Source organism: Dyadobacter sp. 676 (assembly GCF_040448675.1).
Lineage (GTDB): Bacteria > Bacteroidota > Bacteroidia > Cytophagales > Spirosomataceae > Dyadobacter.
The window spans coordinates 4,295,437-4,312,233 of record NZ_CP159289.1 but is presented as its reverse complement, the minus strand read 5'-3'; the positions used below and the strand labels follow the sequence as shown (position 1 = coordinate 4,312,233).

General features: G+C 50.9%; 16 protein-coding genes, 1 pseudogene and 1 riboswitch. Of the genes and pseudogenes, 11 read left to right on the top strand and 6 right to left on the bottom strand.

Features of this window, described 5'->3' with window-relative positions:
• Window positions 1-100: 100 nt before the first annotated feature.
• The 6 genes from ABV298_RS19360 to ABV298_RS19335 form a co-directional block, all read right to left on the bottom strand.
• On the bottom strand, window positions 101-250 hold the full coding sequence (locus ABV298_RS19360) for a DUF5989 family protein (protein WP_015812275.1): 150 nt from the start codon (window positions 248-250) through the stop codon (window positions 101-103).
• Window positions 251-324: 74 nt separating this feature from the next.
• Window positions 325-1,446 carry an SGNH/GDSL hydrolase family protein gene (locus ABV298_RS19355; protein WP_353717824.1) on the bottom strand — a complete coding sequence of 374 codons (1,122 nt, stop codon included), beginning with the start codon at window positions 1,444-1,446 and terminating at the stop codon, window positions 325-327.
• Between the two features lie 26 nt (window positions 1,447-1,472).
• Complete coding sequence (locus ABV298_RS19350) at window positions 1,473-3,338, bottom strand: carbamoyltransferase (RefSeq protein WP_353717823.1); 1,866 nt, start codon at window positions 3,336-3,338, stop codon at window positions 1,473-1,475.
• Window positions 3,339-3,668: 330 nt separating this feature from the next.
• Window positions 3,669-4,052, bottom strand: coding sequence for an acyl-CoA thioesterase (locus ABV298_RS19345; RefSeq protein ID WP_353717822.1), 384 nt, complete (start codon window positions 4,050-4,052; stop codon window positions 3,669-3,671).
• 192 nt (window positions 4,053-4,244) lie between these two features.
• Window positions 4,245-6,566 carry a 5-methyltetrahydropteroyltriglutamate--homocysteine S-methyltransferase gene (gene metE / locus ABV298_RS19340; RefSeq protein WP_353717821.1) on the bottom strand — a complete coding sequence of 774 codons (2,322 nt, stop codon included), beginning with the start codon at window positions 6,564-6,566 and terminating at the stop codon, window positions 4,245-4,247.
• Between the two features lie 219 nt (window positions 6,567-6,785).
• Window positions 6,786-7,013, bottom strand: a riboswitch (cobalamin riboswitch).
• Window positions 7,014-7,187: 174 nt separating this feature from the next.
• A complete protein-coding gene (locus ABV298_RS19335; RefSeq protein ID WP_353717820.1) occupies window positions 7,188-7,919 on the bottom strand; it encodes a glucosamine-6-phosphate deaminase in 732 nt (243 codons plus the stop codon).
• 150 nt (window positions 7,920-8,069) lie between these two features.
• Here ABV298_RS19335 and fumC point away from each other — a divergent pair, with 150 nt between their 5' ends.
• The 11 genes and pseudogenes from fumC (at window position 8,070) to ABV298_RS19280 (ending at window position 16,785) form a co-directional block, all read left to right on the top strand.
• Window positions 8,070-9,470, top strand: a complete 1,401-nt coding sequence (gene fumC / locus ABV298_RS19330; RefSeq protein ID WP_353717819.1) for a class II fumarate hydratase — start codon at window positions 8,070-8,072, stop codon at window positions 9,468-9,470.
• Window positions 9,471-9,494: 24 nt separating this feature from the next.
• Window positions 9,495-10,055, top strand: a complete 561-nt coding sequence (locus tag ABV298_RS19325) for a hypothetical protein (RefSeq protein ID WP_353717818.1) — start codon at window positions 9,495-9,497, stop codon at window positions 10,053-10,055.
• Window positions 10,056-10,154: 99 nt separating this feature from the next.
• Window positions 10,155-11,096: a D-2-hydroxyacid dehydrogenase gene (locus ABV298_RS19320; RefSeq protein ID WP_353717817.1), complete on the top strand. Its 942-nt coding sequence runs from the start codon at window positions 10,155-10,157 to the stop codon at window positions 11,094-11,096.
• Window positions 11,097-11,112: 16 nt separating this feature from the next.
• Window positions 11,113-12,300 carry a galactokinase gene (locus ABV298_RS19315; protein ID WP_353717816.1) on the top strand — a complete coding sequence of 396 codons (1,188 nt, stop codon included), beginning with the start codon at window positions 11,113-11,115 and terminating at the stop codon, window positions 12,298-12,300.
• 34 nt (window positions 12,301-12,334) lie between these two features.
• A pseudogene (locus tag ABV298_RS19310) lies at window positions 12,335-13,479 on the top strand (aldose epimerase family protein).
• Window positions 13,480-13,583: 104 nt separating this feature from the next.
• The gene (locus tag ABV298_RS19305) at window positions 13,584-13,820 is read left to right on the top strand and encodes a DUF4160 domain-containing protein (protein WP_353717815.1); all 237 of its coding nucleotides are present in this window, start codon (window positions 13,584-13,586) and stop codon (window positions 13,818-13,820) included.
• Window positions 13,777-14,139 (top strand): DUF2442 domain-containing protein, encoded by a 363-nt coding sequence (locus tag ABV298_RS19300; protein ID WP_353717814.1) that lies wholly within the window; start codon window positions 13,777-13,779, stop codon window positions 14,137-14,139. Before ABV298_RS19305 ends, ABV298_RS19300 begins: the two co-directional genes overlap by 44 nt.
• Window positions 14,140-14,162: 23 nt before the next feature.
• A complete protein-coding gene (locus ABV298_RS19295; RefSeq protein ID WP_353717813.1) occupies window positions 14,163-14,786 on the top strand; it encodes a hypothetical protein in 624 nt (207 codons plus the stop codon).
• A 137-nt stretch (window positions 14,787-14,923) separates the two neighbouring features.
• Entirely contained in the window at window positions 14,924-15,547 is a 624-nt protein-coding gene (locus ABV298_RS19290) for a PspC domain-containing protein (protein WP_353717812.1), read from the top strand.
• A gap of 31 nt (window positions 15,548-15,578) precedes the next feature.
• Entirely contained in the window at window positions 15,579-15,764 is a 186-nt protein-coding gene (locus ABV298_RS19285) for a DUF5668 domain-containing protein (protein WP_353717811.1), read from the top strand.
• Window positions 15,765-15,768: 4 nt separating this feature from the next.
• On the top strand, window positions 15,769-16,785 hold the full coding sequence (locus ABV298_RS19280; RefSeq protein WP_353717810.1) for a hypothetical protein: 1,017 nt from the start codon (window positions 15,769-15,771) through the stop codon (window positions 16,783-16,785).
• Window positions 16,786-16,797: the final 12 nt, after the last annotated feature.

Below are 16,797 nucleotides of genomic sequence, written 5' to 3'. Positions count from 1 at the left end.
TGGTAAAATAATATTGTTATCGGCAGCACTGCGGGTTTGCAATGCTACCGAATGAAGGTTTCAGATATGAATTGGATTGATCCGCGTCGAACCGAAAGAATCAGAACAAAGTGTAGATAAAAGGCGCGACAGCCGAGCCACCACCGATCACGATCAATACCCCGATCAGGAGCAATACAATGATTACAGGAGCAAGCCACCATTTCTTACGCTCCTTCATGAATGCAAATAAATCTGTCAAAAAATCCATTTTGATATAGTGTTTAAAAAATCAAATGTAAGACTTAATTACCTTTAATGCACAACCTGTACATTAATAATGAGTTACCGCTTCCCTATTGCCTCGTAGAGCCTGTCAGCTATCAGCTGGTTCAGCGCCGCACTCCCATGACCGTCGTTCTTTCCTACAACGCGCTCCTTTTCGGGAATCCTTTTTACACCGTCGTTGATGCCTACCACGGTCACATTATTCGACTTCAGATATTCCTCAACAGGCCTCGTATAGCCCGCACTTTTATCGATCTGAAACAGGAACGGGATAAACACCGCATACATTTGCGCTTTGGTGCTATCGCGGTAAGCAAGCATTCCCGAAAGGTCCCGCAAATGCGCATTGAGCACTGTCGTATCGGTATAGGCGGTCTGCACAAATTTTTCAAATGTGCTGAATCCCGTATGAGGCAACTGCCAGTAAATGAAATTGGGAAGGTAAAAGCGCTTCACGACGGTCGCCATCGGGCCGGTAAGGTCGGCGTAAGGTTCGGCACCGGAAAGTGTCAGCCCTTTTTCCCGCCCAACTTTCTCTATATCGTTGGGGAAATATTCCAGGATAATCATGTCCGGCTTAACGGGGAAATCCTGCAAGCGCTTTACCTCGTCGCGGGTGTCAGCGCCCGACATTCCGAGGTTATAGACGGTGTATTTGTCGGCGCCCAGTTTAGCTTCCAGCATGTTCGAGAAGCGCTCGTTCACGTCCTTCAACCCATGCCCTGCCGCGAACGAATCGCCGATTACCAGAACCTTCTTTTTCCCCGGCTCATTTTCAATCTCTTTGTCGTGATAGCCCAGCGAGTTTACCGGATGCCAATATTTCTCCCACCAGATCTGCGACGCTTTGGAAAGCACGCCTTCATGGCTTTGCGGCACGTACATGAATATGATTTCCAGGAGAATCAGCACGACAATCAGCGGTGTCACAATCGTCACGATGTTCGCAAGAAGCCCCTTTGCCTTGCTTTTGACCACGCCGTAATAAAAAATGCGGAGTATCTCGATGATCAGCAAAAACCAGAAGGCGAATTTAGCCAGGCGGACGTGCCAGCTGTCGCTTTGAGGGTATCCCGGGTAATCGAACTTGATATGAAATTTGTCCGGATAAAACAGGAAAACAAACAGCAATCCCAGAAACAGAATGCGGACAATACTGGTAACGATTTTAGATGCCATTGCTTCGAGCGCTCAATAAAAGAGGATTAGTCAAGAACGAATTCTTCCTTCCAGTTATCTTTTTCCAGCCATTCGGGCTGCTGTTTTTTATCAAAAATGTAGTTACCAACCACCAGGTAATCCATTTCGGTCCGCATAAAGCACCGATATGCGTCGTTGGGCGTACAAACGATAGGTTCCCCGCGGACGTTGAAACTGGTATTCACGATCACCGCGTAGCCTGTCAACGACTTGAAGGTGTCGATCAATTCGTAGTAGCGCGGGTTGGTATCCCTATGCACCGTCTGGATGCGTGCCGAATAATCGATGTGGGTGATGGAAGGCAGATCGGAACGCTCGAAATAGAGCTTTTCACGTAAGTCCAGAGAGCCGTAGTTCGCCGGCACCGGCTTGCGGCGGCTTTCGGCTACCGGATGGACCAGAAGCATGTAAGGCGAAATCCCATCGTAATCAAAATATTCGGAACAATCTTCCGCCAGCACCGACGGCGCAAATGGCCTGAACGATTCGCGGTACTTGATTTTGAGGTTCAGTTTTTTCTGCATTTCGGCATTGCGCGGATCGCCCAGAATGCTGCGGCCTCCCAATGCGCGCGGCCCGAATTCCATTCGGCCCTGCACCCAGCCCACCACATTGCCTTCCGACAGCACCCGGGCAGTCTCCCGGGCCAGGTCCTTGAAATTTTCGTAGTAGGTATAAACGGCTTTGTACTTCTTGGCTGTCAGCGCTACGTCGAGATCGGAGAACGTCGGGCCGAGGTATGACCCGCGCATGGCGTCGGCCTTCCAGGTAACCTTTCTTTCCTGCCCGAAATAAATATGATAAGCGGCCTGGGCGGCACCCAATGCGCCGCCCGCGTCGCCGGCAGCCGGCTGAATGAAGATGTCTTTGAAAATATTGGCCTTTTGCAGCTTACCGTTTGATACGCAGTTCAATGCGACACCACCCGCCATACAAAGGTAATCCGCGCCGGTAAGACGTTTCGCTTCTTTGGCCATCCTCACCACCGCCTCCTCGGTAATATTCTGAATGGCGAGGCCGAGATTACAATGCACCGCTTCGAGCGCATCTTCCGGCCGGCGGGTTTTGAAACCGAACAGCGCCTCCCATTTGTGCTCGTTGACCATTTTCAGGCCGGTAGCATAGTCGAAATACTCCTGGTTGAGCCACACCGACCCGTCCTCTTTCAGATCGATGAGTTCTTTCAAAATAATATCCTCATAACGTTTGATATCCGGCGAAGATGGATTACCGTACGGCGCAAGGCCCATCAGCTTGTATTCCCCGGAGTTCACCCGGAAACCCAGGAAGTAGGTGAATGCCGAATACAGCAACCCGAGCGAATGCGGAAAGCGAAGTTCTTTGAGGATACTGATATCCTTTCCTTCACCCAGACAGATCGACGCCGTAGCCCATTCCCCCACGCCATCGATGGTCAGAATAGCCGATTTTTCAAATGGGGAAGGGTAGTATGCGCTGGCGGCATGCGAGAGGTGGTGCTCAGGAAAGAGCATTTTCACCTTTTTCTTCTTCTTATCGTAGCCCAGTTTTTCAAGCTCCTCGTTGATGAGCCTTTTCAGGAACATCTTTTCTTTGATCCACACGGGCATCGCCGTCAAAAACGAGCGTACGCCTTTGGGGGCAAATGCATAATAAGTCTCGAGCAATCTTTCAAATTTCAGAAGCGGCTTGTCGTAAAAAACGATTGCATCGAGCTCGTTGATGGACAATCCGCCGTATTCGAGGCAAAAGGCAACCGCGTTGGAGGGAAAACCGGGGTCATGCTTTTTACGAGTGAAACGTTCTTCCTGTGCTGCGGCGACAATTTCGCCATTATCTATAAGAGCCGCGGCCGAATCATGATAGAAAGCCGAGATACCTAAAATTTTCATTAAAGCGTGATTAGAATAATGTGTACAGTTTTGTCCTACACCGTCCAAAAGGCGTGCAAGATAAGCATTTTGAACAAGGCTGCAACCCGCCGCAGGACGTTGATTGCCTTCATAATGTTATTAAGCGGTTCGGAATCAACCAAATAAAGAGCGACGGTAACGAAATGTTAATAGTTTCAATGATGCCTTTAATTCTAATTCGCTAATTCTGAACCACTTCGAATGTGCCCCTAATTTACTACAACAAGTGGTGCCGTATGATAAATTATGCAATCTCATGAGCATAGCGTCGGGCTCCCCGTTCGCCGACGTGGCAGCCAAATGACAACGCTACAAAATTCTGGTAGGCTTATGATGCTCATCGAGCGCCACAAATGTAAAAATTCCGGTCACCGCTTTTTCACGGCTCTCTTCATACATTTTCTCGACAAAAATGTCGACCCGGACTTTCATGCTGGTATTCCCAACCGTTTCAACCCGGCCAACAAGCTCGATAATGGTCCCCGCAGGAATGGGATGTGTGAAATCGATACGGTCGGAAGAAACCGTTACGCACCGCAATCTTGAAAACCGCGTGGCGGCAATGAAAGCGACCTCGTCCATCATCGACAGGGCGGTACCACCGAATAAAGTATCGTAATGGTTGGTGTTATTAGGGAAAACAGTTTTAAAAACGCGTGTTTCCGAGGCGGTGATTTTTTCTTCGAGTGTCAAAATAAATGCTTTAATGTATTGATAACAGGAGTGCGGTTCGATGTGGTCAGGGGTGTCAAGGATAGTCGGGAGTGGTCAGGGGTAGTCATTTATTGTCAGGTATGGTCAGATAATAGTCAGGTATTTTCACCTCTGACGACACTTGACAACACCTGACAATAAATGACCACACCAGCCCACAAACGACCGTCGCTATCCCGCGACTTCGACCGATTCGCGCAGCAAGTTAGCCGCGGAAATCATGTTACGCAAAGCCGCTTCGGTTTCCGGCCATTTGCGGGTCTTCAGACCACAATCCGGATTCACCCACAAATTGCGGGCAGGGATTACCTTCAACGCTTTTTCCAGCAGGAAAACCATCTCGTCGACTGTCGGCACGCGGGGCGAATGAATGTCGTACACACCCGGCCCGATTTCGTTCGGATAATTGAATTGCGCAAAAGCGTCGAGCAGTTCCATTTGCGAACGCGACGTTTCGATGGTAATTACGTCGGCGTCCATGGCCGCGATGGAGTCGATAATGTCGTTGAATTCGGAATAGCACATGTGCGTGTGGATCTGCGTCTGGTCGGCCACGCCCGCGGCGCTCAGGCGGAACGCGTCCACCGCCCATTTCAGGTAGCTCTTCCATGCATGTTTCCGCAATGGTAACCCTTCGCGAATGGCCGGCTCATCGATCTGGATCACTTTGATTCCCGCCTTTTCGAGATCCACCACCTCGTCGCGGATCGCGAGCGCGATCTGAAATGTGGTGTCTTTTCTCGGCTGGTCATCCCGCACAAACGACCATTGCAGGATCGTTACCGGGCCCGTAAGCATGCCTTTCACCAATTTCGTGGAGTTGGCCTGCGCGAACGACGACCATTTCACCGTCATAGGCTCCACGCGCTCGACGTCGCCGTAAATGATCGGCGGCTTCACGCACCGGCTACCGTAGCTCTGCACCCAGCCGTTTTGGGTAAAAACAAAACCCGAGAGCTGCTCGCCGAAATATTCCACCATATCATTCCGCTCGAACTCGCCATGTACGAGCACGTCGATGCCCAACTCTTCCTGCCAGCGCAGCGAATCCACGATTTCCGCCCGAATGCGGGCCTCGTACTCATCCAAAGTCAATGCTCCTTTCTTGAACTGCGCACGGAGCTGCCTCACCTCGTCGGTTTGGGGGAATGAGCCGATCGTCGTGGAAGGGAACAAGGGCAGTTTGAGTTTTTCCAATTGAATGGCCTGCCGGAAGGCGAATGTATTCTGTCGGTTAAAATCCGATTCACGCACTTCGCTAACCCGTGCTTTTACAGCTGGCTTGTGGATCAACGCTGATGTTCTACGGCTTTCGATGGCTTTTTGGTTATCCAGAAATGCGCTGTCATTCGAATAATCGGTCCCGGCGAGCCTCGCCAATGTCGTTACCTCTGCCAGTTTCTGTTTGGCAAACGCCATCCAGTTTTTGATTTCGGGCGTGAGCACCGCTTCGTTCCTTTCCAGGTCCAGGTCATAAGGGCTATGGAGCAGCGACGAGGAAGGTGCGACCCAGATCCGATCCTCTCCCAGTACATTCGCTGCCGTTTGAATCCATTCCAGCGACTTTCGGTAGTCGTTTTTCCAGATATTCCGGCCGTCGACCACCCCTAATGAAAGTTTTTGGGTTGATGCCGTGAATACTTCATCCACCAGGATTTGCGACAAGGTCTCCGCACCGCGCGTAAGGTCGATATGCAATGCGTCCACCGGCAATACGGTAGCGATGCTCAGGTTATCTTCCAGCGGCCCGAAATAGGTTGTTACCAGAATGCGCAGCTTCGGAAGCGTCTCCCGGATCTGGTTATAAGCGCTCAGGAATGCGAGTTTTTCCTTTTCATTCAAATCCAGCACGAGCCCTGGCTCGTCGAGCTGCACCCATTCGGCACCTCTCGCTGCGAGTTCTTTTAATATGGATATATAAACAGGTAGAAGACTGTCCAGCAAGTCGATCCGCTCAAAACCGCCCTCCTTTTCTTTGCCTAAAAGCAAATAGGTAACTGGCCCAAGCAGCACCGGTTTGGTGAGAATGCCTTTTTGCAATGCATCCTCGAATTCCAGCAGCACCTTTTCGGAGTACCGCTTGAACTTCTGGTCTTTCACAAACTCGGGAACAAGGTAATGGTAGTTGGTGTCGAACCATTTCGTCATTTCCATCGCGTTGATATCCAGCCCGTTTTTCTGGTAACCACGGGCCATGGCGAAATAAAGGTCTAGCTCCTTATTGGATTTCCCGTCGAGCAGCTGGTGGTACCGCCCGGGAATCGCGCCTACCATCAGCGACGTATCGAGGACGTGGTCGTACAGCGAAAAATCGTTGGAAGGAATAAGGCCAATGCCCGCATGCTGCTGCGTTTCCCAATTCTGATGGCGGATTTTGCGCGCGACTTTCTGCAATGCATCGCGGTCGATCGCGCCGGCCCAGTACTGTTCGTTGGCCTTTTTGAGTTCGCGAAGGCTTCCCACGCGCGGGTAGCCCAGGTTGTGTGACAACATAACTTTTTGTGTTTAAAGAGTTAATAAAAACCCTGTGAAAACACCCTCCCATCCCGGCAAACGCCTGTTGCGAACGCTGACCGGTACTTCATTCCATGGCGGTAACACACGGCTACCCTGCGAAACGAACAGATACAGTTCCCCCGAACCGGCCGGGAGCCTGTGGTACGCTATAAAATGTGGTAAATCAATGCTTGACTACACTCCACCCGTGAGAGGGAAGCCATTGAGGGTGATGGCAAGTCTCCTGGCTCGTATCATTTCTACCGCCCTTCTCGAAGCGCCGGGACGCTGCAATGGGACGCGAGGGTAAAAACGGGTCCTGAAAACATCAGGACGGATACTTACAGTAGCACGACTGCCCGTGAATTGCACACGGTTCCTTTTTGTTTTGCTTGATTTTGGCTGAGGGATCCAAAAGCAAAAACCACCACCCCGATTGACGGGCGTTCACAAAGAACTGCGTCAAATTTAGGCGGAATGCATATTGCGCAGGAAAGCGCACCTTGATTTAAGTGAAGTGGAGAAAAATTACTGGTTGCGTTAGGATAAAATATCTAAATCAGGCTTGAAATGCTGGCCGGAAAAGTGATTTCGCAAACCCGGATTTAGGGAAATATGTTACGAAATCAACTCCGCAGCATCCGCATCCAAAATAAACTCCGCGTTCAAATGATTCTGCAAAACCGTTGCTGGAAAATCTTTGGAAACGGGGAATGCCAATGCCCGCTGGATAACCGGTGCCTTTGCAGCGCCGGAAGCCAACAGAATGGCCGAACGCGCTTCCAGAATGTGGCGGATACCGACGGTAATGCCGCGTGTGAGGCTGGTCGGCTGTTTGAAATACTTCTGCCCTACCTCGACGGTCACCGGATCGAGCTCCGAAATGTGGGCGTAAGTATCCCAGGGTGTGCCGGGCTCGTTGAGGGCGAGGTGGCCGTTCATGCCTACGCCTAATATAATAAGGTCGAGGCCTCCGAGGCTCTCGACGATTTTATTGATACGGTCGCATTCGGCTTGCGGATCGAAGGCTTTGCCGTCGAAGAAGACGATCTGGTCCGGGCGCAGACCGACAGGTTTCAGGAAATCGCGGTCGAGGAGGTCGCGGCAACTGCCATCGTTGCCGGCGCCGAGGCCAATCCATTCGTCGAGGCCGACGAAAATGCATTTCGAAAAGTCGACACGCCCCTTCTGATTCGCGGCTACCAATGCATCGAACATACCTTTCGGACTACTACCCGACGGGAAGCAAATAACCGATTCGGGCTTGTGGTTCATCAGATCGATTACTCGCTCGGCAGCGGCGGAGCTCATCAGTGCGTAATCGGGGTAAATGCTGATTTTAGGTATCATGAAAAGCGGAGTTTAGGATCTCGGTGCGTCAATCTAAACATTCTTTTTTTCAGACATGAACATTTATCCATAAAAAACTCCAGAAACTGCAAACCCGATCCTAACTTTACCGCGCATTGTTCATTTTACATTATCATTCTACGTCAAATAATGGAATACCGTATAGAAAAAGACACGATGGGCGAAGTGCAGGTCCCTGCCCATGTATACTGGGGCGCCCAGACACAACGCTCGATCCAGAACTTTCCTATCGCACAGGATATCAATAAAATGCCGAAGGAGATCATCAAGGCCTTCGCATACCTGAAAAAAGCCGCCGCTATTACCAACTTTGAAGCGGGTGTCCTTCCCAAAGAAAAAAGCGATCTGATCGGACAGGTCTGCGATGAGGTCCTTGCCGGCCAGCTCGATGACCAGTTCCCGTTGGTAGTATGGCAAACCGGCTCGGGAACGCAATCGAATATGAACTGCAACGAGGTAATTGCCTATCGCGGGCACGTGCTGCAAGGCGGTCAGCTTACCGACAAAACCAAGTTTTTGCACCCGAACGACGACGTGAACAAGTCGCAGTCGTCGAACGACACCTATCCAACGGCCATGCACATTGCGGCTTACAAAATCCTGGTGGACGTGACCATTCCGGGTATTACGAAGTTGCGCGATACTTTGAAAGCGAAAGCCGAAGCCTTTAAAAATGTCGTTAAAATCGGGCGTACGCACTTTATGGACGCTACGCCGCTCACTTTGGGACAAGAGTTTTCCGGCTACGTATCCCAGCTCGATCACGGCCTGAGGGCGATCAACAACTCGCTGGCGCACCTTTCGGAGCTGGCACTGGGCGGTACCGCGGTCGGAACGGGCATTAACACCCCTCCGGGATATTCCGAAAACGTCGCGCGCCACATTGCCGCGCTTACCGGCCTGCCATTCATCACCGCCGAAAACAAATTCGAAGCGCTCGCGGCGCACGACGCGATCGTGGAGGCGCATGGTGCATTGAAAACCGTGGCGGTGAGCCTGATGAAGATCGGTAACGACATCCGTATGCTGTCGTCGGGCCCGCGCTCGGGCATTGGCGAAATCCATATCCCTGATAATGAGCCGGGTAGTTCCATCATGCCGGGTAAAGTGAACCCTACCCAATGCGAAGCCATGACCATGGTAGCGGCACAGGTAATGGGTAACGACGTCGCGATCAGCATCGGCGGCTCCAATGGCCATTTCGAGCTGAACGTATTCAAACCGCTGATGGCTTACAACTTCCTGCATTCGGCCCGTCTGATCGGCGATGTGTGCGTGTCGTTCAACGACAATTGCGCGGTAGGTATCGAGCCATTGCACGAGAATATCAAAAAGCACGTGAACAACTCATTGATGCTCGTCACTGCCCTGAACACGAAAATCGGTTACTATAAAGCCGCCGAAATCGCGCAGACCGCTCACAAGAACGGCTCAACGCTCAAAGAAACGGCTGTGGCGCTGGGTTACCTCACGCCGGAGGAGTTCGATGCGTGGGTAAAACCGGAGGATATGGTGGGTGAAATCAAATAATTGATACGCTGAACATACTCGCAAATGCCCCGCCAAAGCGTGGGGCATTTGCTTTTAGCCTTAAAGAAGATGGATATCCGTCATGAACTGCTGGCCGATCCTCACCAGTCAAAGTGGAAGGCCACGAAAGTCGCCGAATACGCCTGCACTTCCCCCGAAGCATTCAGGGAACTGATGCATTGCTTCGAGTCGGACGAGTACCGTCTGGCGCAAAGGGCGGCTTACAGCGTGAGTATCGCCACCGATTTGCAGCCCGGGCTGATCGGGCCCTACATCGGTGTGCTGATCGGCCAGTTGAAGCGGACCGACGTGCACGATGCCATTATCCGCAACAGCGCCCGCATTTTGCAGGACGTCGCCATTCCAGACGAATTTCATGGTGAACTGATGGACGCCACGTTTGGAATCATCGGTAACCGCCAGGTAGCGGTGGCGATACGGGCGTTTTGCCTGACCATTCTCTTCAATCTTTCCAAAATCTATCCCGAAATCCGCAAAGAGCTTCGGGCGCAGATCGAGGATTCGATTGCGTTTGAACAACCGGCATTTGCGTCGCGCGCCGCGAAAATCCTGAAAAGCATTTGAAAGGTGGTAATTGTGGAGGATAGATGGCCATTTCGCCGTCTGATTAGCAGATATTACAGGTAAATCATTTTACCTTGCTTCTTTAAACAAAAACAATAGATGATCATATACTGCCACGCCTTACTCGACGGCTCGCTCAACGCCAAACTCAGCGAAGCGCTTACCCCGCAGCATCAGATCCATTTCCGTACCGAATCGGCGGGCACCGACGAACTTAAAGCCTGGTTCGCCACGGCCGACTATATCCTGGGCAATCCGCCCGTAGCCTGGTTCGAAAACATTCCCGCCAATCTGAAATTCTGGCAACTCGATTCGGCCGGGTTCGATCAATACTCGTCCGTCGCTATTCCCGACCACGTCAAAACGGCCAATATGGGCGACTGGTTTGCGCGGCCGTGCGCCGAGTCGATCGTGGGTGGCGTGCTGGCGCTATACCGCGGTATCGACAGGCTGACGCTCTTGAAACAAAAAACACAATGGATCGGAACGCCGCTCCGGGCCGAGTTGAAAATTTTGCACAAACAGAATGTGATCGTGCTGGGAGCCGGAACGATAGGCCAGTCGGTGAATGCGATTTTGAAAGGACTGGGCTGCACCACGCATTTGATGGCACGTACATCGCAGGAGGCCGATCTCCGCAGCAAGGAAGATCTTTTCGATGAATTGCCGCATGCCGACCTGGTGATCAACACTTTACCGGGAACTGCGCATCATTTCGTGAATGCGGAGTTTATCGCGGTCATGAAGGACCAAAGCGTTTATGCGAGCGTAGGCCGCGGTAGTACAACCGATGAAAATGCTTTGATCGAAGCGTTGAAATCGGGTAAGCTCGACGGCGCCGTGCTCGACGTAACGGAAATTGAACCGCTGCCCGCCGACAGCCCGCTTTGGCAAATGGACAATGTGGTCCTGACGCAGCATACCGGTGGCGGTCACAAAAATGAGCACATGGGTAAAGTAGATTTATTTCTGAACAATATTTTGGCCATAGAGAACGGCGCGGCCATCGCCAATGAAGTGAACCTTGTAAAAGGGTATTAAACCGACCGAAACTGAAATGTTACTAACAGAAACCGATATCGCAGAAGGTATCCAGGACAAATATTTTTTAAAATTTGGCACCGCCACACGCGAAACCGCGAGGGTATTCCGCTCGCCGGGCCGCATTAACCTCATAGGCGAGCATACCGACTACAACAATGGCTTCGTACTGCCGGCGAGCGTCGATAAGGCCGTGTATTTCGTCGTCGCCCCGCGCGAAGACGACCAGGTGATCCTCTACGCCGCCGACCTCGATCAGACGTATTCGTTCTCACTCGACGACCTTTCCAAACCGGAAAAGTCCTGGCCGCATTACCAGATCGGGATTGTGGAGCAAATCCAGAAGCGGGGTTTGAAGATCGGCGGTTTTCAGGCGGCATTCGGCGGCAATGTGCCGGTAGGTGCCGGACTCTCCTCGTCGGCGGCGTTGGAATGCTGCCTGCTGTTTGCATTGAATGAGATCTACGGGCTGAACCTCGACCGTTTCAGCATTGTGAAAATGTCCCAAAAAGCTGAGAACGAATATGTGGGCGTGCAATGCGGCATTATGGACCAGTTTGCTTCTGCATTCGGAAAGGAGGAATCGGTAATCCGTCTCGACTGCCGTTCACTGGAATATGAATACTTTCCTTTCCCGATGGACGATTACCTGATCGTACTTTGCGACACGATGGTGAAGCATTCCCTGGCGAGTTCGGAATACAATACCCGCCGGCAGGAATGCGAGCGGGGAACGGCTATTTTGCAACAATATGATTCCAAAATACTGAGCCTCCGCGATGCCACGCCGGCATTGGTAGAATCTCATAAGGATGAAATGGGCGATGTGGTGTACCGCCGCTGCAAGTTCATCACCGAGGAAATCCAGCGTGTACAGGACGCCTGCGACCTGCTCGTACAAGGTAATCTCCCCGATTTTGGCAAAAAAATGTACGCAACCCACTTCGGGCTGCAAAATGAATATGAGGTAAGCTGTCCCGAACTGGACTTCCTCGTTGCCCAGACATTGGACGACGATTCCGTGCTAGGTGCGCGGATGATGGGCGGCGGTTTCGGCGGCTGCACGATCAACCTGGTGAAAAAAGATGCCGTGGATGCTTTTGAAGCCAAAATGAAGCAAGCCTATCTGGAAAAATACAAAATCGATCTGCCTTGCTACCGAGTGAAAATCACCGATGGCACCGAGGAAATCGCCCTCGCATAACCTGACCATTTACACAAACTCTTAACCTTTGACTATGAGAAGAATCCCTTTTTTTACTCACTGCGCTGATCGGCCTGGCCATTTTCAGCTGCTCAAAAACCAAGAATGAAGAAAAAATGATCAGTACTATCTCCAAAGAGGCTTTCGGCCAGCTTCCCGACGGCCAGCAGGCTGACCTTTACACACTGACCAACGCCAACGGCATGACCGTCAACATTACCAACTACGGCGGGATTATTACCAAGCTCACCGCACCGGACAAAAACGGCCAGTGGGCGGACGTGGTGCTTGGTTTCGACTCATTGCCACCTTATCTGAGCGGCCACCCGTTCTTCGGTGCATTGGTGGGACGCTACGGTAACCGCATTGCTAAAAGGGAAGTTTAAACTGAATGGCCAGGAATATACGCTGGCGATCAATAACGGTCCCAATGCATTGCATGGTGGTAAAAAGGGCTTCGACAAGGTGCTCTGGAAAGCGACTGAAATCAACCGGGATTCGGTGGTAGGGCTGCAACTGGAATACACCAGCAAGGATATGGAAGAAGGTTACCCGGGGAACCTGACCGTAAAAGTCGTTTACACGCTCGACAATGACAATGCACTGACGATCGATTACACGGCAACGACCGACAAACCGACCGTCGTGAACCTGACCAACCACTCGTATTTCAACCTCACCGGCCTGAAACGCGACATTCTCGATCATGAGGTAACCATCGCTTCGGATAGCATTGTGCCGGTAGACACGACGCTCATCCCGACCGGTAAACTTCGCGCAGTAGAAGGAACACCCTTTGATTTCCGCAAACCTACCAAAGTAGGCACCGGCATAGATAAGGTGGAAGACGAGCAAATCAAAGCGGGCGGCGGTTACGACCATTGCTGGGTGCTGAAACGCAGCGGCGACGGCCTGGAAAAATTTGCCACCGTGAAAGACCCCGAAAGCGGCCGTGTCATGGAAGTATTCACCACCGAGCCGGGCGTTCAGTTCTATACCGGCAACTTCCTCGACGGCACTTTGAAAGGAAAGGGAGCCACATTCACCAAACGCTTCGGTCTCTGCCTCGAAACCGAGCATTACCCCGATTCCCCGAACCAACCTCAGTTCCCGACCACGACGCTGAATCCGGGCGAGACTTACCATACGACTACGAAGTATAAGTTTTCGGCGCAGTAAATAGCAGACTCAACATTCCTCATTACAACCTTGGCGAAGAACCGGCCGCACCAGCGACCAGTCTTCGCCTTTGTTCTTTCTGCTACTTTTTAGCTAATTTTGATATGCCAACTGTATTATACATTAACGGCTTTCGGTTCTTTTTCTGGATGAATGAGCGCGAACCGATTCGCATTCATGTTGAAAAAGGCAAACGTAATGCGAGAGTTGTTTTGGTTCCGGAAATAGTGGTTTCCTACAACCATGGTTTTAAGAAAAATGAAATGAGAGTCATTTTAGATATAATCGTCTGCAACTATGAAAAAATCATTCAAAACTGGCACGACGCCTTTAATAAGTAAACAGCTTCAAACTCTTCTTAGTGAGGCTGGCGAAGATGATGTAATCGACATTGCGGATGATCTGGATCGTATGATACTTGATAATGGGCTGCAAATCCACCATTTTGGTTTCGCGAGGGACCTTGATTTGGCACTTTTTATTCTAAATAATAAAAAAGTGATTACCAAACCTTTATCATCTTTCCCATTTTTAGAAAAGGCTGAGGACTGGGATCTGGACCAATATACAGTATCTGAATCAGGCATTCATTGGACCATTCTTGACGCAGACATAAGTCTTCGGGGTTTGCTGCAAGAAGACGAAGTTTTAACCAAATAATCAATATACATAGTATTATTTCAATGCTTACCAAAACCGTAAAAATCAGCAATGTTACCAACCTCTCCGATGCGCGCTATTGTGCGGGGATGGGTGTTGAAATGCTCGGTTTTTCTATTGACGAAGATTCCCCCAATTATATTTCTCCTAAAAAATTCGAAGATATCTGTTCCTGGCTGGCCGGCGTAACGCTCGTGGCGGAGACGGGTAAGACCGACCCGGAAGCCATCCTGACCGCATTGGCGGAATATCCCGTGCATGCGGTGCAAGTGAATGACCCAGGCTTGCTGAACTACCTCCGGGCCGAGGTCGGTCTGCCGCTTCTGCTGCGTATCAGCGTCGATATCTACGAGGCCGATGAAATTGCCCCGATTTTGAGCCGCTATGAAAGCGAAGTGACGCATTTCCTGCTCGAAAGCGATAAAGAAGCGGAAATATCGGAAGCCTGGATGCAGACACTAACTGCCGTCGAGGCCGACTACCCGGTACTCGTAGGCTTCGGGCTCGATAATGAATTCACAGTCAGCGCACTCACGGAGCTCCTTCCGAACATCGGTATTGCATTGCGCGGAAGTGAGGAAATCCGCCCCGGATACAAGGATTTTGGCGCTATGATGGACATCCTCGAAGCGCTCGAAGAGCAATAAGACCGTTTTTCACCATTTAAAACACATTCTCACTGAAAATATCCGCTTAACACGCCCTCCCGCCGATAATAATTTTCCGGTTTACAGTATCTTGCATTACATACTACCTTTGATTACAAATAAATACTAAACTAATCATGGAAAAGAAATTGCATCGCATACCAGACCAGGCAGTTTTCGGAGGAGTTTGTGCGGGAATCGCTCAGTATCTGCAAATTGACGTGGTGATCGTCCGGGTTCTCTTTGTAGTAATGGCGCTGCCGATATTACCTCCCGGCTTTGGAATGACCGGGTTGCTTTACATTATCCTGTGGGCTGTGCTGCCAACCGGGCCAGGGGGCGAGGTGTACACCACCCACACGGCTTTCGGTGCCGAACCTTCCAAACCGTCGGACCCGCTGTTCGATAAAAAGCGGTCAGACCAGACCATGATGATACTTGGGGGTGTGCTGATTTTCTTTGGTGCCCTGATGCTCTTAGACGACCTGCCGGTTTGGTACCAGTTTAAAAAATACTTCTGGCCGATCGTCCTGATTGCCGTGGGTGCTTTCCTGATCCTCCGCCAGCGCGACAAGGAGCACGAAAACAGATCGACGGTGTATCCTACGACACCTCCTCCGGCCGACCCGATCAATCCGGGTCCCGACCCGCAGCCATACACGCCGTTTTCGCCCGGTTCTTCGGCAGAACCGCGTTTTCCCGAAGATCCTGAGCTAAAAAAACCTGACAGCGGCGACGACGACGTCATCAAAGTCAACTAACCTCCCTGCATTTACTATAAACCAAATAGCCATGAATTTCAAAAACATCTTCTGGGGAGTTATCCTCATTGTCACCGGGTCGCTGTTCCTGGTGGAAGAACTGACCGATTTCGATTTCGGACGCTTCTTCTGGCCTATTATACTCATCGTAACCGGCGGATTGCTGTTGTTACGCAACTTTCTGAATTCCGACAGTACTAACCGATCAAATATTTAAGATCATGAAAAACTCAAGTGGCATCGTTTGGGGTGGTTTGCTGATCATTCTCGGTTTATTCTGGCTGCTCCGGAGTATGAACCTGCTGAATATCGATTGGGACATGATCCTGCCCTACTGGTCGGTCCTGCTCATCCTTGCCGGGGTAATCCTGGTGGCTGCGGGCCGTGAGCGCGGCTCCGGTAGCATCGTTGCGCTGCTCATTACATTCGCCTTTTTAGGCGGTGTGGTCAACAAAACACACCAGGCCATCGACGATCATGGTGATAACTGGCATTTCGGCTGGGACGACGATGATAACGACCACGAATATGGTTACAATCACGATGAAGGTGATGACGACCGGGACAGCGACTATCAAAGGGAGCGCGGAAAAGAGAGAAACCGTCCCATCAACGGCTCTTACAAGTACGAAATGGAGGATTTTATCCAGAAGGCCCACTTCAACCTGGAAGGCGGCGCCGGTACATTCTCACTGAATGGAAATACCCCGAAGCTTTTTGAGGCCGATACCAAAAGTACGCTCGTCGGCTTTCTATCCAATACTTCGGTAAATAAGCTGGACAATTCTGCGACAGTCACATTAAAAATGGAAGAAGGGGATGTCAAGATCAAAAACGGGGAAATTTCGAATCAGGCGAAAATCCTCCTAAACGAAAAGCCGGTCTGGAATATCGATCTTGGGATCGGTGCCGGAAAAGGGGATTTTGATTTCAGCAACTATAAGGTGGAAAAGCTGAAAGTAAGTACCGGGGTGGCAGACATGGATATCCGCCTGGGCGACAAAATGCCTACGGCCAATGTGGACATAGAAGCCGGAGTTGCCTCGGTAACACTCGAAATCCCCGAATCGGTCGGCTGTGAAATGCGCATGGACGGCGCGCTGAATGCAAAAAACATGGATGGTTTGCATAAAGTCGGCAACGGATTCTATCGTTCTTCGAATTTCGACAGCGCATCCAAAAAGGTGATTGTGCATTATGAAGGCGGACTCACCAGCATCAATATCAAACGGTATTAACCCTATTCTTTG

Excerpts from the sequence above, each read along its gene's own strand:
- ABV298_RS19360 (WP_015812275.1), bottom strand. The coding sequence starts at position 250 with ATGGATTTTTTGACAGATTTATTTGCATTCATGAAGGAGCGTAAGAAA.
- ABV298_RS19355 (WP_353717824.1), bottom strand. The coding sequence starts at position 1,446 with ATGGCATCTAAAATCGTTACCAGTATTGTCCGCATTCTGTTTCTGGGA.
- ABV298_RS19350 (WP_353717823.1), bottom strand. The coding sequence starts at position 3,338 with ATGAAAATTTTAGGTATCTCGGCTTTCTATCATGATTCGGCCGCGGCT.
- metE (WP_353717821.1), bottom strand. The coding sequence starts at position 6,566 with ATGTTGTCACACAACCTGGGCTACCCGCGCGTGGGAAGCCTTCGCGAA.
- ABV298_RS19335 (WP_353717820.1), bottom strand. The coding sequence starts at position 7,919 with ATGATACCTAAAATCAGCATTTACCCCGATTACGCACTGATGAGCTCC.
- fumC (WP_353717819.1), top strand. The coding sequence starts at position 8,070 with ATGGAATACCGTATAGAAAAAGACACGATGGGCGAAGTGCAGGTCCCT.
- ABV298_RS19325 (WP_353717818.1), top strand. The coding sequence starts at position 9,495 with ATGCCCCGCCAAAGCGTGGGGCATTTGCTTTTAGCCTTAAAGAAGATG.
- ABV298_RS19320 (WP_353717817.1), top strand. The coding sequence starts at position 10,155 with ATGATCATATACTGCCACGCCTTACTCGACGGCTCGCTCAACGCCAAA.
- ABV298_RS19315 (WP_353717816.1), top strand. The coding sequence starts at position 11,113 with ATGTTACTAACAGAAACCGATATCGCAGAAGGTATCCAGGACAAATAT.
- ABV298_RS19305 (WP_353717815.1), top strand. The coding sequence starts at position 13,584 with ATGCCAACTGTATTATACATTAACGGCTTTCGGTTCTTTTTCTGGATG.
- ABV298_RS19300 (WP_353717814.1), top strand. The coding sequence starts at position 13,777 with ATGAAAAAATCATTCAAAACTGGCACGACGCCTTTAATAAGTAAACAG.
- ABV298_RS19295 (WP_353717813.1), top strand. The coding sequence starts at position 14,163 with ATGCTTACCAAAACCGTAAAAATCAGCAATGTTACCAACCTCTCCGAT.
- ABV298_RS19290 (WP_353717812.1), top strand. The coding sequence starts at position 14,924 with ATGGAAAAGAAATTGCATCGCATACCAGACCAGGCAGTTTTCGGAGGA.
- ABV298_RS19285 (WP_353717811.1), top strand. The coding sequence starts at position 15,579 with ATGAATTTCAAAAACATCTTCTGGGGAGTTATCCTCATTGTCACCGGG.
- ABV298_RS19280 (WP_353717810.1), top strand. The coding sequence starts at position 15,769 with ATGAAAAACTCAAGTGGCATCGTTTGGGGTGGTTTGCTGATCATTCTC.